26 protein-coding genes are annotated in these 22,971 nt (G+C 39.1%); 9 read left to right on the top strand and 17 right to left on the bottom strand.

Translation table 11 applies throughout. The annotated features are described in order from the left end of the window. The 10 genes from fruK to L5B90_RS05790 all read right to left on the bottom strand — a co-directional run bounded on the left by fruK (position 1) and on the right by L5B90_RS05790 (position 10,348). On the bottom strand, positions 1–942 hold the full coding sequence (fruK, locus tag L5B90_RS05745) for a 1-phosphofructokinase (protein WP_250363967.1): 942 nt from the start codon (positions 940–942) through the stop codon (positions 1–3). Between the two features lie 11 nt (positions 943–953). Continuing rightward, positions 954–2,486, bottom strand: coding sequence for a fused PTS fructose transporter subunit IIA/HPr protein (fruB, locus tag L5B90_RS05750; protein WP_265762366.1), 1,533 nt, complete (start codon positions 2,484–2,486; stop codon positions 954–956). A gap of 199 nt (positions 2,487–2,685) precedes the next feature. Continuing rightward, positions 2,686–3,210, bottom strand: a complete 525-nt coding sequence (locus L5B90_RS05755; protein ID WP_265762367.1) for a hypothetical protein — start codon at positions 3,208–3,210, stop codon at positions 2,686–2,688. Positions 3,211–3,290: 80 nt separating this feature from the next. After that, entirely contained in the window at positions 3,291–3,896 is a 606-nt protein-coding gene (gene mobA, locus L5B90_RS05760; RefSeq protein WP_265762368.1) for a molybdenum cofactor guanylyltransferase MobA, read from the bottom strand. Between the two features lie 129 nt (positions 3,897–4,025). After that, positions 4,026–4,301, bottom strand: coding sequence for a PTS glucose/sucrose transporter subunit IIB (locus L5B90_RS05765; protein WP_265762369.1), 276 nt, complete (start codon positions 4,299–4,301; stop codon positions 4,026–4,028). Positions 4,302–4,320: 19 nt separating this feature from the next. Next, on the bottom strand, positions 4,321–5,256 hold the full coding sequence (locus tag L5B90_RS05770; protein ID WP_265762370.1) for an ABC transporter permease: 936 nt from the start codon (positions 5,254–5,256) through the stop codon (positions 4,321–4,323). 9 nt (positions 5,257–5,265) lie between these two features. Continuing rightward, complete coding sequence (locus L5B90_RS05775) at positions 5,266–6,765, bottom strand: sugar ABC transporter ATP-binding protein (RefSeq protein ID WP_265762371.1); 1,500 nt, start codon at positions 6,763–6,765, stop codon at positions 5,266–5,268. Positions 6,766–6,827: 62 nt separating this feature from the next. Beyond that, on the bottom strand, positions 6,828–7,784 hold the full coding sequence (locus L5B90_RS05780; RefSeq protein WP_265762372.1) for a substrate-binding domain-containing protein: 957 nt from the start codon (positions 7,782–7,784) through the stop codon (positions 6,828–6,830). Between the two features lie 94 nt (positions 7,785–7,878). Beyond that, positions 7,879–9,483 (bottom strand): xylulokinase, encoded by a 1,605-nt coding sequence (locus L5B90_RS05785; protein WP_265762373.1) that lies wholly within the window; start codon positions 9,481–9,483, stop codon positions 7,879–7,881. Positions 9,484–9,568: 85 nt separating this feature from the next. Then, positions 9,569–10,348, bottom strand: a complete 780-nt coding sequence (locus L5B90_RS05790; RefSeq protein WP_265762374.1) for an SDR family oxidoreductase — start codon at positions 10,346–10,348, stop codon at positions 9,569–9,571. A gap of 223 nt (positions 10,349–10,571) precedes the next feature. Between L5B90_RS05790 and L5B90_RS05795 the strand changes: the two genes are divergently transcribed. The 6 genes from L5B90_RS05795 (at position 10,572) to L5B90_RS05820 (ending at position 14,998) form a co-directional block, all read left to right on the top strand. Continuing rightward, positions 10,572–11,693 (top strand): ROK family transcriptional regulator, encoded by a 1,122-nt coding sequence (locus L5B90_RS05795; RefSeq protein WP_265762375.1) that lies wholly within the window; start codon positions 10,572–10,574, stop codon positions 11,691–11,693. A gap of 69 nt (positions 11,694–11,762) precedes the next feature. Then, positions 11,763–12,029 carry a YihD family protein gene (locus L5B90_RS05800; protein ID WP_250351070.1) on the top strand — a complete coding sequence of 89 codons (267 nt, stop codon included), beginning with the start codon at positions 11,763–11,765 and terminating at the stop codon, positions 12,027–12,029. 11 nt (positions 12,030–12,040) lie between these two features. Then, a complete protein-coding gene (gene dsbA / locus L5B90_RS05805; protein ID WP_265762376.1) occupies positions 12,041–12,673 on the top strand; it encodes a thiol:disulfide interchange protein DsbA in 633 nt (210 codons plus the stop codon). Positions 12,674–12,746: 73 nt separating this feature from the next. After that, positions 12,747–13,076 (top strand): DUF413 domain-containing protein, encoded by a 330-nt coding sequence (locus L5B90_RS05810; RefSeq protein ID WP_250351072.1) that lies wholly within the window; start codon positions 12,747–12,749, stop codon positions 13,074–13,076. A 75-nt stretch (positions 13,077–13,151) separates the two neighbouring features. Then, entirely contained in the window at positions 13,152–14,246 is a 1,095-nt protein-coding gene (trmA, locus tag L5B90_RS05815) for a tRNA (uridine(54)-C5)-methyltransferase TrmA (protein ID WP_265762377.1), read from the top strand. Further along, positions 14,228–14,998: a class I SAM-dependent methyltransferase gene (locus L5B90_RS05820; protein ID WP_265762378.1), complete on the top strand. Its 771-nt coding sequence runs from the start codon at positions 14,228–14,230 to the stop codon at positions 14,996–14,998. Before trmA ends, L5B90_RS05820 begins: the two co-directional genes overlap by 19 nt. A 60-nt stretch (positions 14,999–15,058) precedes the next feature. Here the strand turns inward: L5B90_RS05820 and L5B90_RS05825 are convergent, their stop codons facing one another. The 3 genes from L5B90_RS05825 to L5B90_RS05835 are packed head-to-tail and all read right to left on the bottom strand — an operon-like array spanning position 15,059 to position 16,642. Then, a complete protein-coding gene (locus L5B90_RS05825) occupies positions 15,059–15,508 on the bottom strand; it encodes a DUF2846 domain-containing protein (protein ID WP_265762555.1) in 450 nt (149 codons plus the stop codon). 22 nt (positions 15,509–15,530) lie between these two features. After that, a complete protein-coding gene (locus L5B90_RS05830) occupies positions 15,531–16,139 on the bottom strand; it encodes an outer membrane protein (protein WP_265762379.1) in 609 nt (202 codons plus the stop codon). 20 nt (positions 16,140–16,159) lie between these two features. Then, positions 16,160–16,642 carry a hypothetical protein gene (locus tag L5B90_RS05835; protein ID WP_265762380.1) on the bottom strand — a complete coding sequence of 161 codons (483 nt, stop codon included), beginning with the start codon at positions 16,640–16,642 and terminating at the stop codon, positions 16,160–16,162. Between the two features lie 138 nt (positions 16,643–16,780). Between L5B90_RS05835 and L5B90_RS05840 the strand changes: the two genes are divergently transcribed. Beyond that, positions 16,781–17,179, top strand: a complete 399-nt coding sequence (locus L5B90_RS05840) for a helix-turn-helix domain-containing protein (protein ID WP_250351077.1) — start codon at positions 16,781–16,783, stop codon at positions 17,177–17,179. A 14-nt stretch (positions 17,180–17,193) separates the two neighbouring features. Here the strand turns inward: L5B90_RS05840 and plsY are convergent, their stop codons facing one another. Further along, positions 17,194–17,796 (bottom strand): glycerol-3-phosphate 1-O-acyltransferase PlsY, encoded by a 603-nt coding sequence (plsY, locus tag L5B90_RS05845; protein ID WP_250363957.1) that lies wholly within the window; start codon positions 17,794–17,796, stop codon positions 17,194–17,196. Positions 17,797–17,894: 98 nt separating this feature from the next. On the opposite strand from plsY, the gene folB reads away from it, so the two are divergent. Beyond that, positions 17,895–18,251: a dihydroneopterin aldolase gene (gene folB / locus L5B90_RS05850; RefSeq protein WP_265762381.1), complete on the top strand. Its 357-nt coding sequence runs from the start codon at positions 17,895–17,897 to the stop codon at positions 18,249–18,251. Further along, positions 18,248–19,141, top strand: a complete 894-nt coding sequence (locus tag L5B90_RS05855; RefSeq protein ID WP_265762382.1) for a DMT family transporter — start codon at positions 18,248–18,250, stop codon at positions 19,139–19,141. The genes folB and L5B90_RS05855 overlap by 4 nt, the downstream gene beginning before the upstream one ends. Positions 19,142–19,201: 60 nt before the next feature. On the opposite strand, the gene L5B90_RS05860 is transcribed toward L5B90_RS05855, so the two are convergent. The 3 genes from L5B90_RS05860 to L5B90_RS05870 form a co-directional block, all read right to left on the bottom strand. Next, on the bottom strand, positions 19,202–20,734 hold the full coding sequence (locus L5B90_RS05860; RefSeq protein ID WP_265762383.1) for a pyridoxal phosphate-dependent decarboxylase family protein: 1,533 nt from the start codon (positions 20,732–20,734) through the stop codon (positions 19,202–19,204). Between the two features lie 78 nt (positions 20,735–20,812). Further along, positions 20,813–22,177, bottom strand: coding sequence for a diaminobutyrate--2-oxoglutarate transaminase (locus tag L5B90_RS05865; RefSeq protein ID WP_265762384.1), 1,365 nt, complete (start codon positions 22,175–22,177; stop codon positions 20,813–20,815). Between the two features lie 333 nt (positions 22,178–22,510). Continuing rightward, a complete protein-coding gene (locus L5B90_RS05870) occupies positions 22,511–22,951 on the bottom strand; it encodes a hypothetical protein (protein WP_250351083.1) in 441 nt (146 codons plus the stop codon). Positions 22,952–22,971 lie beyond the last annotated feature (20 nt).

The following is a 22,971-nucleotide window of genomic DNA, read 5'->3' on the forward strand; positions in this document are numbered from 1 at the left end:
TTATCCTTTAATCACTGAAATTTGTACTTTCTCTAAGATTGGTGTTAATAATGTAGGATCGCTCACGCCAACATTGCTTTGCGATACTGCAAAAGCTGACACGGCACTAGCAAAGGCAAGGGTGTCTTGCTGTGAAAGGGATTGACTCAAGCCATAAATCAATCCCGCTACCATTGAATCGCCTGCCCCTACGGTGCTAACCACCTGTTCGCATTTCGGTGGTTTCGCTTGGATTACACCTTGTTCACTCAGCCACAGCGCGCCTTCTGCGCCCATTGAAATAATCACATTGGCAATGCCTTGTGCGCGCAATTTTTCTGCTGCACTGATAATTTCTTCAAGATTTGGCAAAGAATGCCCCACCCACGCTTCAAGCTCACGATGATTTGGTTTGACTAGCCAAGGATTGGCAGATAAGCCTGCAGTGAGTGCCGCATTACTGCTGTCTAAGACCACTTTTATGCCCGCTTGTTGTAGCTGTTTGAGCCACTGAGCAAAATCCGTTGGACTGACACCACGCGGCAAACTGCCACACACGGCAACAATGTCAAAATCTTTGCATAACAATAAGGATTGTTGAACGAAATCTTGCCAATCTTGTGGTGAAATTTCATAACCGAGGAAATTCAGATCGGTAACATCGGCTTCGGTTTCGGTGATTTTCACGTTAATACGGGTTTTGCCTGCTACACGCTGAAAGCGATCTTCTAAGCCGAGTTCTGCAAACATTGTGTTGAAATCGCCTTGATTATCACGACCAAGGAAACCACTCACCGCCACGTCAATGCCTAAATCTTTCAGCACTTTGGCGACATTGATACCTTTACCAGCAGGAAATAAGCCTAAGGTTTCCACTGTATTGACTTCGCCAAGCTCAATACGTTTTAACCTTCCCACTAAATCATAAGCGGTATTTAATGTAATTGTTGCCACTTTTGCCATTACGAATACCTCTACTCACCTAAACCCGCTTCAATTGCCGCGCCAATGCCGGCAAGGGCTTGTTGTGCTTCTTCACCCGTTGCCACAAAACGTAAACGATGCCCTTTCACCACGCCAAGTGCCACCACTTTCATTAAGCTTTTGGCACTCACTAATTGGCTATCGCGATCGACATTTTGCACCGCCACCGACGCGTTATATTTTTTCACTTCATTGACTAACACCGCAGCAGGACGTGCGTGCAAACCGTGTTCGTTGCGTACCACAAAAACCGCTTCAACACTTTCACTCGGATCGTGATTTTCAAGTGCGGTGCTTTTTTCTGGCATTTTTTCGTTATTCGTGGTGCTTTCACCTACCACTTCAATCTGATCAGGCTCTTTTGGTGATAAAGAAGACACTTCTTCGCCTAATCCCTCTGCGATCGCTTTTCCAATGGATTCAATGGCGTGTTTAGCATCTTCGCCCACCGCACGGAAACGCAAACGATGCCCAAAGGTTGCGCCCAGTGCAACAATTTTCATCAAACTTTTTGCACTGATTGCCTCACCGCCTCGGGTAAGATTTTCTACTGTAATTTTTGAGGCGAATTTTTTCACTTCATTCACTAATACCGCCGAAGGGCGTGCGTGCAAGCCGTGCTCATTACGCACGGTAAATGTACCAATCACTGTACCCGCATTTTCGCTATTTGTATTGGCTGGGGCTGGGCTTGCAACGCTGACTTCACCGCCATTAAGTGCGGTCAAAATTTGGTTAGCATTTCCGTTTAATAACGTTTGTTGTACGGAATTTTCTAGCAAGCGTGCAAGTAGCTCATCAATTTGTTCATTCACACAAGCCACGGTTAGCACCCCTTTCACCTCTTTATGATTATGCTGAAAGGCTTGCTTTGCACGGCTGAACGTAAGGGCGTTTTTCTCGTTACCTTGCACCGAATCGGTGAGCCATAAACCGCCCCCTAATGGCAATGCCGGGGAAGCAATGACTTCTGCCACAAACTGATTATTCACCGCCCCTTGCTGTTGCAATTTACCTGCGTTCATCGCAATTAAGGTAAGCAAGCTTTCTGTCTCCACCTCAAGACTGACATCTTCACTTTTCACTTGCAAAGTTTCTTCACCCATTAAAATGGCACGGAATTTTTCCACTTCTTGCAATGTAGCTAATTTTGCCGCTTTTTCTTCATCACCTAACACTTGGGTAAGCTGGCGGAGTAGCGTTAAATGTTCATCGGAACGTGCGGCAATCCCGATCACAACATACGCCTTGTTACCCTCGCCCCATTCAATCCCTTGTGGAAATTGGAACACTTGCACGCCTGTTTGTTTCACCATTGGGCGCGTTTCTAGCGTGCCGTGCGGAATGGCAATACCATTGCCCAAAAAAGTGGACGTTTGTGTTTCACGCGCTAGCATTCCCGCTAAATATCCCGCTTCCACATTGCCCGCTTGCTCTAACGCTTGCGCGACTAATTCAATGGCTTGCTGTTTATTTTCGGCTTGTGCCGATAAATGAATATTGTTTTCTGATAAGTTAAGCATTTTCCCTCCAGAATATGAGATTTAAAGACCAAATGGGGGTTGTAATACGGCTGACTTCTTCACACCCCAATTTGCCAATCATTTTTTATTAATAACTTGCTGAACACTTGCTAAATATGTTGCTGAATATTCAGCAAAAACCTTTCAGCTTACATCAAAAAAGAAAAGGTTACTGATGAATTATCAGTAACCTTACAGATTATTTCCCGGTACAAATTTTCAACACTTGATCGCTGCCTTCCGCGATATAGCCTTCATCTAAGGAACGTGTTTGCCCTTTTTGTAAATCCAGCATCGCATCATAAATACCTTGCGTTGCACTTGGTTTATTAATGTGTGCCCAACAGTCTTTACTTAAACGATTAAAATTATTCTGTAATTCAGAGGCAAACACCACACCGCTATAATAAGCATAAATTTGGCTATCCACGCCATTGCCTTGATATAATTTTGCTTTAATTTGATCAATCGGAATTAAAATACGGTTTAAATACCAATCGTTCGCACCACTCGCAAAGGAATTCACATCATAATCTTTATTTACGCGCCCTGAATAGGTTTGTACCGTTGCCGCATAAGCCGCTGCATAGGATTTTTGATCGATTTTCTCTTTATCTAAATCAATCACCTTTTTCTCGTTATCCATAAAAGGGATGTAAGAAGTCATTGATGAACAAGCAACTAAAAAAGCACTTAGTAGAGAAATTGAAATAATTTTAAACATAACTTATCCGTTTTGGTTAATCAGATTTTGCTTATTATACTGATTATAATGTGAATAAAAAGCCAAATTTCGGTGATTTTTTACCGCACTTTGCTTTCTAAATCTGCCAAGGTATTAAAGTTTTGGAATGCCGCTTTTTGTTCACTGAAATCGACAGCAATCGCCCCATTTTGTCGCATAAACTGCAACATTCGTCGTTCACCTTTTTGCAAATAGTCCGCAAGTTTCTCAGCAAGTGTTGTCGAAACCAAGCAAAAGGTAGGGTGTTCTCGTTCACCGTCAGTGGCATAAGTGAGCAAAACGGGGGAATTTTCTCCCGCACTTCGAGAATGGGGTAATGAGCGCAAAATAGGTTGCTGTAATTTTTCTAGTAAATTCAAGGGTAAAAACGGACAATCGCAAGGCACAAACAGCACAAAATCTGAATGGGATAATCTTAAGCTGGTTAAAATGCCACTCAAAGGTCCTTGAAAATCTGCCAATTCATCAGCAAATACGGGCAAACCACTTTGACGATACAGGGCTTGATTGCGATTTGCGTTAATCGCAATGTCATTCAGTTGGGGCGTTAAACGCTGATAACAATGCAAAAATAGGGGCTGACCTTGTAGCAACTGCAAGCCTTTATCCGCCCCTCCCATACGCCTTGCTTTACCGCCTGCAAGAATCACCGCGCTGATTTTCATTTCCCCTCACTTTTGTTTTCCACCTTATCAAACACCCTCATTCTACTTGATAACCCCGTAAATAAAAAAGTGCGGTGGAAAAAAGTGTGAATTTTTCTACCGCAGTTTTCCGATGTAATAATAGATTGGTTATAATATTTTCATAATTTGTGCTATTTGATCTGCACTTTTCCCTAAAATGATTTGTAGCTGATTTTCTCCTATTCGAATATTACCTTTTGACCCTAAATCAGATAATTTTTCCTCATTGACTTTAGAAAAGTCAGCAATATTAAGACGCAGCCTTGTGATACAAGCATTAATATCTATTAAATTATCTTTTCCCCCTAATGCATTTAATAAATTTTTAGCTTGTTCTTCTAAGTAGGGGGAAATTTTCTCATTATCTTTTTTAGAAAAAAACATCACTACCTCACATATATTTTTAACTTTGTTGTCTAGTCTTAAGGCTTTCTAATAATACTGCAAGAATAATAATTCCGCCTTTTACCACTTGTTGATGATAACCTGGGATATTTAACAAATTCATTAGGTTAGAAATAATACTTAAGATTAATACCCCAATTATTGTATTAGTTACCGTACCTTTTCCACCAGATAAACTTGCTCCGCCAACAACAACTGCAGCAATAGCATCAAGTTCAAATCCAATTCCGAATACAGGTGAACCTACTCCTGTTCTCGTTGTAGCAAGCACGCCAGCTAAAGCACAAGCAACACCGCAAATGACATAAACGAGAAATTTATAACGTTCAACTTGAATTCCAGCAAAGCGAGTCGCAATTTCATTACTTCCGATAGATATAATTAAGCGTCCAAATACGGTCTTTTTATATACAAATAATGCACCTAAAAAGCAGATTAATAATACATAAAAAGGTAAAGGTAAGCCTAAAAAATAACCGGTCCCAAAATCAGTGAACGCATCATTTTCTACGAAAATTGGTTGACCTTTGGATACAATTAATCCTAACCCTCGTGCGACAGTCATCATAGCAAGAGTCGCAACGAAAGGAGCTACTTTGAAATAAGAAATTAATCCCCCAGCTGTCGCTCCTATTACTGCTCCCACTAATAAAGCAATAAATGTGCCTCCCCAAATACCATAATTTGGCATTAATAGCGCAACAATAACGGACACTAAAGCCATTATTGATCCTACCGATAAATCAATTCCACCAGTTAAAATAACAAACAGTAATCCAAGAGAAACAATACCAAGTGGCACACTCTGTCTTAGCACATTCGTAATATTTTCTAACGAATAAAATCGATCTGTTAATAATCCTGCAATTACTAACATTAAAATAAAGAACATTAATGTGGAATATTTTAAGCAAAATAAATACAGCTTTTTCATACTTCTCTCCTAGTTTATTGTTTCTCGTTTCGGAATGGCTAATTTCATAATATTCTCTTCTGTCATTTCACTTTCTTTCAGCTCACCAGTAATAGCGCCATCACTCATTACATAAATGCGGTGGCATAATCCAATAAGTTCTACTAATTCAGAGGAAATAACTAATAAGCCATATCCTAATTTTGCTAAATCCGAAATAATACGATAGATTTCTGCTTTAGCTCCTACATCAACTCCCCTTGTAGGCTCATCAAGAATAATGAAGTCACAATCTGTACTTAACCATTTTGCTAGCACGACTTTTTGTTGATTTCCACCACTTAGACTAGAAATAGGATCTGTTAATTCACCTAATTTAATCTGTAATAACTTCTCTAATTTTTCACCAGATTTTCTTTCTAAGTGATGATTAATTACCCCAGCAGTAGAATATTTATTTAATGTCGCCATTGTCATATTTTCTAAAATTGATAAATTCAACACCGCACCTTGTTCTTTTCTACTTTCAGGAACTAATCCAATACCATACTGAATTGCTGAAGCTACATTATGTACTTTAATTAGCTCTTCATTTTTATACATTTCTCCATTAGAATATTTATCAATTCCAAAAATACATCTTGCCACTTCAGTTCTTCCTGCACCAACTAACCCTGCCAAACCAACAATTTCACCTTTTTTAATGTTAAAATTAATATTTTTTAGGATTTTTTCTCGATTCAAATTAACAACTCTAAAAATATCCTTTTCTTGAGGTACATTTTTTTCAGGATATAAAGATTTTAATTCGCGTCCAACCATATAGCGAATAATATCATCTTCCGTAGAGTTTTTAGGGTTAAGTTGAGCTACTGTTTGCCCATCTTTAATTACTGTAATTGCATCAGAAATGCGAAATAACTCTTCCAATCTATGAGATATATAAATAATAGTAACTCCTTTAGCTTGAAGTTTTTTTAAATTCTCAAAAAGGATATCAATTTCAGGCTCAGCCAAGACAGCAGTAGGTTCATCAAGAATAAGAATATCAACGTTTTTAGTTAATGCTTTGGCAATTTCAACCATTTGCTGATAAGCAACAGTTAAATCTCCCAGTCGAGTCTGAGGTGAAATATCAAATCCCAATGAGCTTAATGCCTCTTTCGCACGCTCATTGATTAATTTCCAGTTAATAATTTGCTTTCCATTTCCTAAATCATCCAAAAAAATATTTTCTGCGACAGAAAGATCTGGTGATAAAGCAAGCTCTTGATGAATAATGCCAATGCCTTTTTTTTGGCTACTTTTAGGATTTGAAAAATGAACTTCTTCTCCATTTACTCGTATCGTGCCACTATCTTTAATGTAAATACCAGAAAGAATTTTCATCAAGGTTGATTTACCCGCTCCATTTTCACCAATTAAAGCATGGATACTTGCTTTCTTGACATTAAGACTAATATTAGTTAGTGCTTTCACACCGCCGAAATGCTTACTTACATTACTAATTTCTATTGCAAATTCAGACATAATTTTTCTCCTAAAACAAGGTTGTGAAATTTTCCACAACCTATGGGAAGATAATTTATTGACTAGTATAAAGAATCTGGGTTATATACCTCATCGACATTTTCTTTAGTAATTAATAACGGCTTAATATATAGATAATCAGGAAAATCACGTTTACCAGCTTGGTAAGCTTTAATTGTATCAATAGCAAGTTTAGTTAAAGCATTTGGATTATTTGAAGCTGTTGCTTGCAATGTTCCTTTTTTAATAGCTTCTAAACCGAATTTATAACCATCATGTGCATAAACTTTCACATTTTTTAATTTCCCAGCAGCTTTTAATGCTCGAATCCCCCCCAATGCCATGTCATCCATTTCTGCGTAAACAGCATTAATTTTGTTTCCGTGAGCAACTAAAGCATCTTCCATTGCTTTTAAACCACCTTGTTGATCCCAATTCCCCCAAACTTGAGAAATAACATTCACATTAGATTGGTTATATTGACGGATTTGAGCATCCATCACACCAATAAGGAAATTATTACGACGTGCTTCACCAACTAAATTACCTTGGTTACCACTAATTAAGACAAGATTAATTGGCTCTTTACCAAATTGGCTAACTGCAAACTCACCAATCATTTTATTATTTGCCGCATTATTAGCTTGAATTCGTGTAATTACAGGTGCAGAAAGTGCAATATCACTATCTAACGCAATCGTTGGTACTTTAGCTCGTTTTGCCATTTCAGTAATTTTTATTCCTGCTACAGGATCCTGTGGATTCAATACTAAATAATCAATACCTTGAGATAGCATATCTTCTACATCAGCAATTTGCTTATTAAGATCGCCACGTGCATCAGTTGTAATTAGTTCATAGCCAGCATCTTTCGCATGAATTTTCATATACTCTGTCAATCCATTAAAGAAAGCGCCATTTAGTGTTCGATTGGCAAATCCTACTTTAATTTTTTCATCTGCTACGGCTGTTGCTGCCACTGAAAGAGAAAGAGCTAATGCAGTAATTAATTTTTTCATATGAACCACCTTAATTAAGTGAATATATAATACGAAATTATGCTCAATGAAAGTTCAGGCATAATTTCCCTAAAAATGGGTTTCCCCATAATTTTTAATAACTCATTGTTTTGGCAAAATTTGCTGCTTCACGCTCGATCAATAATCCCTGTTTGTAACGCTGAATAAAAGCTTCATAACCCTTTACCCAAGTTGGATCTGGTGTTTTAACATTATCTTCTACGTTAGCAAAAACGATTTGATCAAGATACTCCGTTAATAGTAATCCTTTTTGTTGGCTGTATGCAGCAAGCAGAGCAATTCCCCAAGCTCCGCCTTCGCTTGCTGTATCAAGTAACGCAACAGGAACATCTAATGCAGCTGCAAGCACATTTTGTGTTACATCTTTACTTTTAAATAATCCACCGTGAGCAAAAATCTTTTCAATTTTTACCCGCTCTTTTTTTATTAGCGTATCCATACCTAATTTCATCGCCCCAAATGAAGTATAAAGTTGGGCAAGAATAAAATTCGCTAATGAAAAATTTGCTTTTGCAGGATGAATGAATAATGGACAACCTTCCGTCAAATCCACGCCATGCTCTCCCGAATAGAAGCAATAAGAAAGTAACCCACCAGCATCTGGTCGAGCGGTTAGAGCTTGATTAAATAATGTGCTATATAGTTTGTCAGGATCTACTTCCATGCCAAAACTCAATAGCACTTCATTAAATAAATGAAACCATGCATTAAGATCTGAGCTACAGTTTTGCGAATGAGCCATTGCAACAAGCTCACCAGCAGGTGTAGTTACCATATCTAAATCACGATAAACCTGTGAGAGTGGCTTCTCTAACACCACCATAGCAAAGGCGGAAGTCCCAGCTGAAACATTACCTGTTTTAACTTTTATGCTATTAGTTGCCATCATTCCAGTTCCAGCATCCCCTTCTGGAGGACAAAGTGGACAGCCAACCTGTAAATTACCCGTTGGATCAAGTAATACTGCCCCCTTTTCTGTTAATCTACCAGCATTCTCTCCAGCTACTAATACTTTCGGCAAAATCTGTTTTAATTTCCAATTAAAGCCTCTTGGCTCAATAAGACGCTCAAAACTTTCAATCATAGACTGATCATAATTTTTGCTACTCGAATCAATTGGAAACATTCCAGAGGCATCACCGATTCCTAGTACTTTTTCACCTGTGAGCTGCCAATGCACATAACCCGCTAATGTCGTAATATAAGAAACATCTGAAATATGAGATTCTTCATTAAGAATCGCCTGATAGAGATGAGCAATACTCCAACGTTGCGGAATATTATATTGCAACAAATTGGTTAATCTATCTGCAGCGACTGCTGTCGTGTTATTACGCCAAGTCCGAAATTCTGCAAGCTGCTGTCCTTTCAAATTAAATGCTAAATAACCGTGCATCATTGCGCTTATTCCAATTGCAGCTAAACGTTGTATAACAACACCATATTGTTTTTCTACACTGTTCGATAAATCACGATAACTTTCTGCTATACCAGACCAAACTTCATTTAAAGGATAAGTCCAAACTCCATTAATAAAATGATTTTCCCAATCAAATGAACCTTTTGCTAAAATAAAGCCCTTTTCGTCAATAAGCACAGATTTAATTCTTGTTGAACCTAATTCAATGCCTAAATAGGCTTGACCATTTTCAATTAAACTTTTTGCTGAAGGTTGCATATATCCCTCCTCTTAATACCAAATGAATAATGGCAATATATCTCAAGAATGCTCATAAATTATAATGAGCATTCCTTATATTTGATTAGAAACAAGTAAATGCACCATCAACGATAAAGTCAGAACCCGTTGTAAATGAACTTGTATCCCCTGCTAAATATACGCAAATAGATTGCAACTCCTCTGGTTTTCCTAAACGATGTAATGGCGCCATTTCATTCCAAGTTTTAATTAGTGGCTGCAAAGATTCTGAATTTAAAGTAAGTTCTGTACCAATATAGCCTGGACTTAAGCTATTGACTCGAATACCATATTTAGCCCATTCAATTGCTAAAGACTTGGTCAATTGGATTACGCCTGCTTTTGATGCGTTATAAGCACACTGCGGTTGAGGTACATTAACAATATGTGCAGACATTGATGCTGTATTAATAATTGAGCCGCCTTTCCCTTGCTCAATCATTAATTTCCCTGCAGCTTGCGCGGTTAAGAATACGCCTGTTAAGTTCACATTAATTACTTTTTGCCATTGATCTAGTGTCATCTCTTCAGCGGGAATATTCATACAAATTCCCGCATTACAAAAAGCAATATCTAATGTGCCAAATTCTTGTTTAATCACATCAATTAAATGCTTTACACTTGTCTTATCTGTTACATCAGTTTGAACAGCAATTGCTTTTACTTGCTCATTTTGAGCTATTTCAGCAGCTGTTTTTTCTGCTTCTGTAATATCAAAATCAGCGATCACTATATTTGCCCCTGCTTGAGCAAAAGCTATCGCCACACTTTTTCCAATACCTCTTGCTCCGCCAGTAACAAATGCAGTTTTTCCAGTTAATTTCATTTTTTCTAAAATACCCATAGTACACTCCCGATGTTAATAGCAATGAATACGAATTAATAAATCAACTTAAATAAAGCAACTTAAATTAAGTTAATTTATATTAATCACCTTAGTATATTTTTACAACAGACCTTGATAAAATAATCGCTGTAAAAACGTATTTTTTAACAAATTTGTGACATAGTTCACATAATATTAAAAATAGCGAAATTTTAAGAATACAACCACAACGGTGATATAAATGATTGATAATAAAGAAGTTATAGACATAAAGGAAAATAATTATCGTAATGTTTATAAATTATTTTTCGAAAATGAAATGCTAGCAAAACCACAAATTGCGAAGTTGCTAGGGCTTAGTTTGCCTACTGTAGTGCATAATATCAGTAAATTACTTTCTGAAAATAAAATTAGGGAATGCGGACTTATTCCTTCTCAAGGTGGGCGACCAGCTACAGCTTATACTCTTATCCCTGATGCCTTTATTGCTGTTGGAGTAGAAATTCAACAAAAGAGCATCAAAATATTAGCACTGAATTTACAAGGGAAAACCACCGCACTTGAAATTTTCACATTTCAATTCTCTAATTCAGAAAGATATCTTACAGAGCTTTGCCATTATATCCATTCTTTTATTATGGAACATCAATATCAGACTCAACAAATTTTAGGCATTGGTATATCAATTCAAGGAATCGTAAATCATACTGGTGACAATATTCTGTACGGCAAGGTTCTTGATTGTGAAAAATTAAATATCACTCAAATACAGCAGCATTTTAATATCCCAGTAAAATTTTTTCATGATGTAAAATGTGCCGCAGCCGCGGAACTGTGGACAGCAAAATACATTGATAATGCTATTTATGTATCTATCAGTGAACATTTGGGAGGAGCAATTATACTAAACAATAGTATTGATCTTGGTAAAAAAGGCTATTCTGGTGCATTAGAACACCTACAAATTAACCTTAATGGTAAATCTTGCTATTGTGGCAAAAAAGGTTGCTTAGAAACTTACTGCTCCGTTTCAGCACTCATTAGTCCACAAGAAAATTTGACACAGTTTTTTACAAAATTGGAACAAAAAGATCCATGTACATTAGAGCGTTGGAATAATTATCTTAACGCTCTTGCTCAAGGGTTAAACTATGTCTATTTACTACTAGAGCGCGACATTATCCTTGGAGGTGAAATTGCACAATATCTTTATCAAACAGATATTGTTGAGCAATTACAGAAACGAATTAAGATGTTAAATCCATTTCCAATAAGTGATGGATTTGTAAGGATTGCTGAGCAACATAACAATGCAACGGTAATGGGGGCTGCTTTACCATTTATTACAGCATACTTACCCTAAAAACTTATTCCTTTCTCCCGATAATTACAGTATTATTTAGCCCTTTCTAACTCAAGGTGAGGAACTGTTATGAAATGTCATCGTCTAAATGAAGTATTGGAATTATTGCAACCTTATTGGTCGCAAGATCCTGATTTGAGCTTAACCCAAATTTTGCAAAAAATCGCGGATGAAGCGGGGTTTGATAAACCTGTGGCAGAATTAACGGACGAAGTGATTATCTATCATTTAAAAATGTATGGCACAGATAAACACGAGCCAATCCCGGGAATTAAAAAAGATTACGAAGAAGATTTTAAAACCGCATTATTAAAAGCACGCGGGATAATTAAATAAGGAAAGTTGGAATGAAAAAATTTCTTATTGCGTTAGCATCACTATTTTTTGTGGCAAATGTCCACGCCGTTAATTTAACAGAGGGAAAACAATATATTGCGTTAAATACAGAACGCGCGGTTCAGCCTGAAGTGATTGAATTTTTCTCTTTTTATTGCCCTCATTGTTATGCCTTTGAAATGGATTACCACATTCCTGAAAAAGTCAAAGCTGCACTCCCTGAAGGCACTAAATTTAAACAATATCACGTGAATTTTTTAGGACTTCAATCAGAAAATCTCACCCGCGCGTGGGCTTTAGCAATGGCACTCGGCGTAGAAGATAAAGTGAAAGCCCCATTATTTGAAGCCGCACAAGCTGCGGTAAAAAGTCGAGATCAAAGCGCACCAAGTTTAAATGCGATCCGCCAAATTTTTATTAATAATGGCGTCACGGCGGAACAATTTGATGGTGGCATTAACAGCTTTGCCGTCACCGGATTATACAATCAGCAAGTGCAAGCCGCTGAGCGTTTTGATGTACACGGTGTGCCAGATTTTTATGTAAACGGCAAATACCGCGTGAACCCTGAAGGGTTATCACATAGTCAAGAAGGTTTCATTCAAGATTATGTCGAAACGGTTAAAGCCTTACTACAAAAGTAACAAATCCATTGCAAAAATAACCAAAAATTGGTTTAATGCGTGCCGATTTTGAATTCGCAATATTGAGGATATTATGGCAGAAAGTTTTAGCGTAACGCGTCGTTTTTTTGACGATAAAAACTATCCCCGCGGTTTTGCTCGCCACGGTGATTATACAATCAAAGAATCTCAAGCTTTAGAGCAATATGGTCAAGCCTTTAAAGCCTTAGATACTGGTGAACGTGCGCCAATCACAGAAGAAGAAAAAGCCTTTGTGGCATTTTGTCAAGGTGAGCGCCAAGCAGAAACTTTTTTTGAAAAAACGTGGAATAAATACCGCACATTAACCAGCACCACAAAACGTGTTTATACCTTATCTGGCGTAGTCGCCGATAACTTAGAAGATATGAGCAACGCGGATTAATCTGCCTAGTAAGATCATAAGGCTTGAGCAATCAAGCCTTTTCTTTTTGCTCGCAATAAATAATGAGAAGGATCAATGCAAGTTTTACCTATCGAAAAATATGATGAATTATTGGCAGAAAAACGCCAAAAATTAACCGCACTTTTCGCCCCGTTTAATGCACCAGAATTAGCTGTGTTTGACTCGCCAAAGCAACATTATCGTATGCGAGCCGAATTTCGCCTGTGGCATCAAGAGGACGATTTTTATCATATTATGTTCGACAAGCAAACGCGTAAACCTTATCGCATTGACTGCTTTCCAATTGCCAGCCAACTTATCAATGAAATGATGCAAGCCTTGCTGCCCCTGCTCAAACAGCAAGCCATTCTCAACCATCGTTTATTTCAAATTGATTATCTCAGCACCCTGAGCAATAAGATCATCGTGAGCCTGCTTTATCACAAAGTCTTAGATAAACAATGGCAACAGGCAGCACTCACATTACGCCAAACCTTGCAACAGCAAGGTTTTGACGTGCAGATCATCGGACGCGCGTCCAAACAAAAAATTTGTTTAGATCAGGATTATGTGGATGAAATTCTGCCCGTAAACGGCAAAGATTATATTTATCGCCAAGTGGAAAACAGTTTCACGCAACCCAATGCGGTGGTAAATAGCAAAATGTTGCAATGGGCAATTGATTGCACCAAAAACAGCCAAGGCGATTTACTTGAACTATATTGTGGAAACGGCAATTTTTCTATCGCACTGGCACAAAATTTCCGTAAGGTTCTCGCCACAGAAATCGCCAAACCCTCTGTGGCAGCGGCACAATTTAACATCGCCGCAAACCGAATTGAGAATGTGCAAATCATCAGAATGTCGGCAGAAGAATTTACCCAAGCGATGAACGGCGTGCGTGCTTTTAACCGCTTGAAAGGCATTGATTTGCAAACTTATGATTGCAACACAATTTTTGTTGATCCGCCAAGGGCTGGGCTAGATCCTGAGACAGTAAAATTGGTGCAACACTATGATCGCATTTTATATATTTCCTGCAACCCGCACACGCTGTGCGATAACCTGCAAACACTGTGTCAAACGCACCGCATTGAGCGTGCAGCCTTATTTGATCAGTTCCCTTATACTGAACATATGGAATCCGGCGTATGGTTGATCCGAAAATAGCCGTGCAACTCATTTGCGAAACCAAAAATTCACAAAATTTCACCGCACTTTGTGAACAACAAGGATTAATCCACCACCCCAACAGCTCACTTGCCTTGGTGCAAACTGAACAAAATGGCGTTGCGCGCTTGGAATTACGCAAATTAGACGAACCCAAATTAGGTGCGGTATATGTGGATTTTGTCAGTGGCACAATGGCACATCGCCGCAAATTTGGCGGCGGTCGAGGTGAAGCCATTGCCAAAGCAGTGGGAATTAAAAAAGATTATCTGCCAACCCTCATTGATGCAACAGCAGGCTTGGGAAGAGATGCCTTTGTACTCGCCGCCATTGGTTGCCAAGTGCGTTTAGTCGAACGCCACCCTGTGGTCTATTTATTATTACAAGACGGCTTACAACGTGCTTATCAAGATGCAGAAATCGGTGCAATGATGCAACAAAATATGCAATTATTACCCGTAAAACAGATTGGCGATCTGGCTCAACAAGGCATTCAAGCCGATGTGGTTTATCTCGACCCGATGTATCCCCACAAAACGAAAAGTGCATTGGTGAAAAAAGAAATGCGCGTTTTTCAGCATTTAGTGGGCGCAGATGAAGATGCAGACCAACTGCTCGCCCCCGCCTTACAAATTGCACAAAAGCGCGTTGTAGTAAAACGCCCTGACTACGCCGAATTCCTCGCCCAAAAAACACCGCACTTTAGCCGCGAAACCAAAAATCATCGCTTTGATATTTATACGGTGGTTTAGTAAGGCGATTTAATAAAATCAAAAAAGCCATCATTCACTGATGGCTCTGAGATAAGTGCTTTATTGTGGCGAACGAGCAAGTTTTAACTTTTTGATCACTGTTTTTGCTTTTTCTTCATCAATTTGTTCAAGGTTTGAACCTCCAACAAAAACGCCCATTTTTATATACTGACGAATAAAATAATTCTTCCCACCTTCCGTCATAATATGTAAGTCATTATTACCAAATTCTGACTCAGTAGAAATCTTATGTTTTCCCGCCGTAACTAATTTATAAAAATAGACTTTAGGTGCTGATTGTCCAATAAATTTATCATCAACATAAAGATTTTTTCTTAATCTTGCTCCAAATGTTGAATCACGATAAATATACAAGCCAGACATTGTGTTATTAGGGGTAACAAATTGTTTCGCTTGCACATCTTCTGCTTCTGAAGCCATAGGCACTTTTGCACAGCCCGTTAAAATTAACGTGCCAACAAGCATTAAAACGGAAAGGATCTTTTTCATCATATTCACCATTTAACCTTAACTAGAATAAATAGCTAATATTTAAACCGATCGTATTGCTTTTAAATTCAATACTATTTTTCGCTTCTAACGTGACTCTGCTATAATCAAGCCCTGCAACTAAATTATCCGTAATTTTTGTTTTCACACCAAAACCGTAACTAAATCCAAACGCGCCACTATTTTCAAAATCAACATATCTAAACGCTGGATTATCTTCATTCATCGTGAAACTGCCTGCTTCTACACCGATTTTGACATAAGGCAAGAAACGATCAAGTTGATAGCCTTGCAAATAATGTACGCCTACGCGGAAATTCTCTTTAGCGATTTCATTGCCTAAATCATCTTCTGTTTTATTATTCGGAAGACTAATTTTTCCCTCAATAATACCAACAAAATTGTTGCCATAATCAAACATATAGCCACCAACAATACCCACGCCAACAGAACGAGAGCTAGACCCCGTATAATTACCATCATCATAGTGATAACCAAGTTCTTGTACTGGCACGGAAAAAGACTGTTTATTCAAATCAAGTGCGCTACCAATATAGAAGCCAGAAAAATTTTCCGCTTGTGCAAATAATGCTGTACTAGAAAGTAGTGTCGCCATCAAATATTTTTTCATAATATTTCTCCTATTTAGATTTATAAGTTAATTTTTTGAAGTTTTCTATGCTGTTCTTTCGGCAATGTATTAATGTCAATCACAGTTAATGCGCGCTCTTTGCCATTACTTAAGGTAGCCATTACTTCCTCTGGTAAACGATACATAGCCCCTGTTAAAGGATCAATAACAATCAATCCTAATGGTCCACCTAAAGCAAAATTCCCCCAATACCAACCATCTAATGTTGCTTGAATTTCGATTGTTTCTTTTGTGAAACCTTTTTTATCAAAAGTAATGAGATATTTTTCAGGTTTGAAGTAGCTAGAACCAGATTTTAATTTAACTACCTGTGGGGTAATTCCTTGGCTGACGATTTTCCCTTCTCTATTTGTAATCGTAAAATTTGCGCCCTCAGGGACTGATTGGATAGAAACAGGATAAGTGCTTTTACTAACAATCGTAGCACACCCTGTCAAGCCTAATGTTGTGGCTAATAACGCCACTTTTAATAAATTCTTCATAGATAAACCTCATTAAAGATGTAAAATGTCTGTTTTTAGAACGATGAAATTCTACAAAACTCATATAGTAAAAAACCATATATCAAAAAGACTGTTTTCTACTCATTTTGAGCTAGAATTGAACAAATGGAGCAGACAATGGCGATACACGAGAAAATCAGATTAATACGAGAAATGAATCATTGGTCGCAAGAAGAAATGGCAGAAAAAATGAACTTATCACCAAGTGGTTATGCAAAAATTGAGCGTGGAGAAACGCAATTACATTACGAAAAATTAAAGAAAATTGCACAGATTTTTGATATGGATATTTCTGAATTAGTAAGAGATGATCGCCATATTTGCTTTTTAATTAATGAAAATAGTCATCTTAGCTCGAATTATTATGCAACAAATGAAGCGGTTACCATTGAAAATGAAAAACTCAAATTAGCATTAAGCTATAAAGATCAGTTATTAGCACAAAAAGATAAAGAGATCGCCTCGTTAAAAGAAATTATTGCATTATTGAAAGCACAACAGACTACGCAAAACTAAGTGCGGTGGTTTTTTCACAATTTTTTCTTAAATTTATTCCAGACTTTGTCTTCTTGACCGCGCCATAGGCGTTGGATGTTATCGTGGTGGCGGTAAACGAGCAGGCAGCAGACCAGTGCGACAGGAAAGGTGAATTCAGGTTTGTACCACCATACATAAAAAGGAATGGTGATGGCAGCGATAACCGCGCTTAAGGATGAATATCCCGTGAGTAAAAAGACGGCAAGCCACGTGCCAAGCATCCAAAGATCCACGCCCCAACCAATAGGGGCAATGGCGCCAAATGCGGTGGCGACGCCTTTCCCACCTTTAAATTTAAAGAATAAGGGAAAGATATGCCCTAAACAGGCAGCCAATGCAACCATACCTAATTGGAATTGGGTCAAACCGAGATAATAACCTGCCCACACAGGAAGCATTCCTTTTAGAATGTCAAAAATAAGTACCGCTAAGGCGGCCCAACGTCCGCCAATGCGTAGCACGTTGGTTGCACCGGGATTGTGTGAGCCTGTGGTGCGAGGATCAGGTAAGCCGGCAAGGCGACAAAATAAAATGGCGCTCGAAATTGAACCGAGCAAATACGCACAAAATATATAAAAAAGGGCGAAAAGGCTCATTTTACCTCCCTGAACTGTCAAGTGAAAAATTTGTTCGTCTATTGTACATAAACTTGATAGCATACGCCTAATAGTATTTCAGGAGATTGAAGGATTTTATGATAGATCGCATTTTTATTGAAGAATTGGTTGTTTTCGCTCAAATTGGCGTCTATGACTGGGAACAGCAAATCAAACAAACGTTGATTTTTGATGTGGAAATGGCGTGGGATTGTCGTCAGGCAGCGGAGACCGATGATGTTGCCTATTGCCTAAATTATGCCGAAGTCAGCGAATTTATTATCAATTATGTACAATCTAAACCTTTTTTCTTAATTGAACGCGTCGCTTATGAAGTAGCGCAGCAGCTTGAACAAAAATACGGATTAAGCTGGTTAAAAATTAAATTAAGTAAGCCCAAAGCAGTGGCACAAGCACGCAATGTTGGCATTATAGTGGAACGTGGAACAAGATGAATAAACCGTATTATGGCTATCTTTGCTTAATTTTAGCCACGTTATTTTGGGGCGGAAATTATATCTTCGGCAAAATACTAAGCCGTGACGTTGATCCCATCGTACTGACTTATCTCCGTTGGTTTCCCGCCGCTGTGCTGTTATTATTGCTGTTTGTTAAACCTGTCATTGCTTTCGTTCCCTTGATTCAAAAAACGTGGAAAATTTTAACCGCACTTTCGTTACTCGGCATTGTGATCTTCCCTTTATTTCTTTATCAAGGCTTACAAACCACCACGGCACTTAACGCGAGTATTTATCTTGCTGTAGTCCCTATTGCGGTGCTATTGCTCAATCGCCTTATTTTTGGGGATAGAATTCGTCCTTTAATGCTTGCGGGGGCAATGGTAAGTTTCTTCGGTGTATTCTGTTTATTAAGCCAAGGCGATCCACAAACCTTAGTACAATTCAATGTGAATAAAGGGGATCTATGGGCGATTGGGTCGGCATTGAGCTGGGCTGTTTATTGTTGCATTATCCGCCTACGCCCAGCAGAGTTACCCAACGCGGTGATGCTTACCTTACTTGTTGCCATTGCAATGTTGTGCTTTACCCCTGTATTTCTATGGAAAGCCTTGACTGCCAGCGAACCGATTATCAGCCAAATTTCTCCAAACCATTGGGCAATGATCGGCTATTTAGTTGTCGGCCCTTCTATTTTGTCTTACGCCTTTTGGAACTACGGCATTAATCTTGTCGGAGGGGCGAAAGGCGCAGTGTTTACCAATGTTACCCCTTTATTCGCTGCCCTGCTTGGCATTAGCGTTTTGGGTGAAAAGCTCTATTGGTATCATTTCATCAGTGGGGCATTGATTGTGCTAGGGTTACTGATGTGTAATCGAAAGGGATAAAAACACAAAAACAAAAAGTGCGGTATTTTTTACCGCACTTTTTATTATCGCTCAGAAAGATTAATCAATCGCTGGCACGTAATTACCTGCAACGATGGCCTCTTTGATGTTATCAGCGGTTTCAAGCACCTGACCAAGTAAGGCTTGTACGTTTTCCAAGGTGGCGATGGGACTAAGCGTAGTCATTTTTAAGGCTTGTACACCATTAACTTTGGTTACCCCAATATTGGCTTCGCCACGAGCAAATAATTCGTCGGCAATATTTTGATTGAGATTATCAATAAATTCCGTAGGGTAGTTCGCTGGATTTACGCGGAATAACACGGATGCGAATTGCGGTTCAACTAATAATTCTAGCCCTTTTGTTGCCTTAATGTAGTCCGCCACTTCACGAGTAAGTTTCACGCCGTGGTCAATCATTGAGCCATAAAGTTCTTCCCCTAAAGCTTCTACGGTAAACCATAATTTTAATGCATCAAAACGGCGTGTTGTTTGTAAGGATTTTGCTACCAAGTTAGGGACACCGTGTTCTTCATCGTATTCTGAATTCAGGTAGTCTGCTTTGTAATCAATGAAGCGGTAGTTTTGTGGATCTTTAAGTAAGAATGCCCCACAAGAAATACTTTGGAAAAAGTGTTTGTGGAAATCAAGGGTAACGGAATCCGCCAATTCTAAGCCGTTTAGCCAATGACGATAGTCATTAGAAAGCAATAATGCACCGCCCCACGCCGCATCAACGTGTAGCCACGCTCCATACTGATCTGCAAGCTGACGAATGTCTTGCAATGGGTCAATCGCCCCTGCATCCGTTGTTCCAGCCGTTGCCACGATACAGGCAACTAATTGCCCTTCTGCGTTGAGCTTACTGAGGATATTGGCTAATGCCGTTGTATCCATTTGTGCATTTTCATTACAAGGTACACTGATTACAGATTGAAAGCCCATTCCCATCATTGCCATATTTTTTTGCACAGAGAAGTGGGCATTTTCTGAACATAACACTTTTACCCGTTGTAATGCTTCTGCGGGTAAGCCATCTTGCTGTACAGACCATTCCTTCCCTTCAGCATTTTTCCAATGTTTAGCAATACAAGCATCGCGTGCTAATAACACGCCCATTAAATTCGATTGCGTGCCACCAGAAGTGAACACACCGGCATCACCTGCGGCATACCCCACTTTTTCGCGTAACCATTCGATTAATTGCACTTCCATTAATGACCCTGCTGGGCTTTGATCCCAAGAGTCCATAGATTGGTTAGTGGCATTAATAAACACTTCAGCGACTTGGCTAGCCACCATCGTCGGGCAATGTAAATGCGCCAAAGAATGTGGATGATGCACTTTCAGGCTTTTGTTTAAGAATAATTCAGTGAGGCGTGCTAAGGATTTTTCTAATCCGAAACCTTGTTGCGACGGCTGAAAAGCAATTTCTTTACGGAGCTGTTTAATACTTCCCCCCGTGTACATTTTATTATTTTTGAGCCAATTTCCTACCGCACTTATTGCCGTTGCCATATTTTTTTCATAATCGGCGATAGATTGTGGATCATTGCAAAGAAGGGATTGTTTGTGTTTTGCGAAATCGACCATTGAGAATTTCCTGAAAGATGATTGAGATAAAAATAGCTAAATGGGACGTTGTGCTATCCCATTTAGCTAGATTAATAATTAGCCACGCACGGCTTTTAAGGCATCTGCTACGGATTGAGTAAAGCGTTTGATTAACTCTTCACTTTCCGCTTGCGTGATGATAAGTGGGCAAAGAATACGCACTACATTACCACCACGACCACCACGCTCTAGCAATAACTTATTGTTAAAGCAGGCTTTTTGAATTGCGGCAGCCAGTTCACCATCTGCTGGATATGCCCCAATGCGATCTTGCGCTTGACGTTCATCAACGATCTCAATCCCGATCATTAAACCACGTCCGCGCACGTTACCGATACAAGGGAATTGTTGTGCTAATTTTTTCAATTCAGTTTGTAAGAAATCACCACGTTCTAAGGCATTTTGCGCTAAGTTTTGCTCACGCATAATTTTTAATGACGCATACCCCGTCGCCATTGCCATTTGGTTACCGCGGAATGTGCCTGTATGTCCTGCTGGTTGCCACGCATCAAATTCTTTACGAATGGCAAGCACTGCCAATGGCAAACTGCCCCCTACGGCTTTTGACATTACCACGATATCAGGCTCAATACCGGCATATTCAAAGGCAAACATTTTTCCTGAACGGCAGAAACCCGCTTGCACTTCATCAAGGATTAACACAATACCGTGTTTTTTCGTTACTTCACGGATTTTTTGTAACCATTTCACAGGCGCCGTTACCACACCGCCTTCCCCTTGAATCGCTTCAAGGATCACTGCCGCAGGTTTTACCACACCGCTTTCTACATCTTCAATAAAGTTTTCAAAATAATAGGTTAGTGCTTCTACACCCGCTTCACCACCTAGACCCAATGGACAACGGTATTCGTGCGGATAAGGCATAAATTGCACGCCAGCCATTAAGTTTTGTACGGCGTTTTTCGCATTTAAGTTCCCTGTCATAGAAAGTGAACCGTGGGTCATTCCGTGGTAACCACCAGAAAATGCGATAACATTACCACGTCCAGTGTAGGTTTTGGCAAGTTTTACTGCCGCCTCTGTGCCATCTGCACCAGAAGGGCCACAGAATTGCAGACGATATTGATCTTTCGGGAAGAAAGAAAGCAGTTCTTCAGTAAAAGCGTCTTTTAATGGCGTGGTTAAATCTAATGTGTGAAGCGGTAAACCGCTACTTAATACATCTTGAATCGCTTGGATCACCGCAGGGTGATTATGCCCAAGCGCTAATGTTCCTGCACCAGCTAAGCAATCAAGATATTCATTACCTTCAACATCCGTTACCCAACAACCTTGTGCTTTGGCAATGGCTAATGGCAATTTGCGTGGATAGCTACGCACATTCGATTCCATTGCATTTTGGCGGTTGAGATAATATTCATTGGTTGCGTTGTTGATTGGATTTACAGGCGTGTTTGTCATGCTAATCTATACCTTCAATAAGAGGTTAAAAAAATAAGTCGGGTGCCTTGCGGGATAACGCGATTTCTGTTGTCCTCATTCTGCGTTATTTCGCCTTGCCTGAGAACAAAATAAATACGCGTTATAAGCCTAAGCTTTCTTATTCTTAAAAATAAGATGCCATGGGGCATTTTGACTCGCTACTTATTAAAAAAAGCGTTTCAGCTTTTTTATTTTTCCTAATTGGAAAGTTGGAAGTTTGTAAAGCGGAAGCCTTACAAAAGACGGCATATAGTACCCTTTTTTGCTAGAAAGAAAAGTGATTTTTATTGATTTAGGCAAAATAATCAAAAATTACACCGCACTTGTTCTTTTCCAGTAAGTTTTCTGAGCAAAAACACATTTATTCGAGGTGTGTTTGATTTCATCAAGTTCAATTTTCCATAAGTCAGTATTCATCAAACGGGCAAAGGGATAACGCGCGTAATAGCGCTTAAGAGCAGACTGGCGGGCATTTCCATCAAGCAATATGGCACGACCTTTAAACTGCACGCCTTCAATCTCGCTTACTTGATCGGTTTGTGTAGCAATCGTACCAACGACCTGCTCACTTTGTTGCATTATTTGTGCGTGCTGCGTATTAAGAGAAGAAAAGAAAATCAGGCTGACATTCTCATTATCAAGCACATAAAAGCAGTTTGCTGCCCAAAAATCCTGTGTGTTATGAACAGCAAGGCTCATCACCGTTTGCTGTTGTAAAAATTGTGCAATCTTATGAGGAAGGGTTATCATCATATAAAAGAATGCCCTGAAAA

The organism is Avibacterium sp. 20-129 (assembly GCF_026226845.1).
Lineage (GTDB): Bacteria > Pseudomonadota > Gammaproteobacteria > Enterobacterales > Pasteurellaceae > Avibacterium.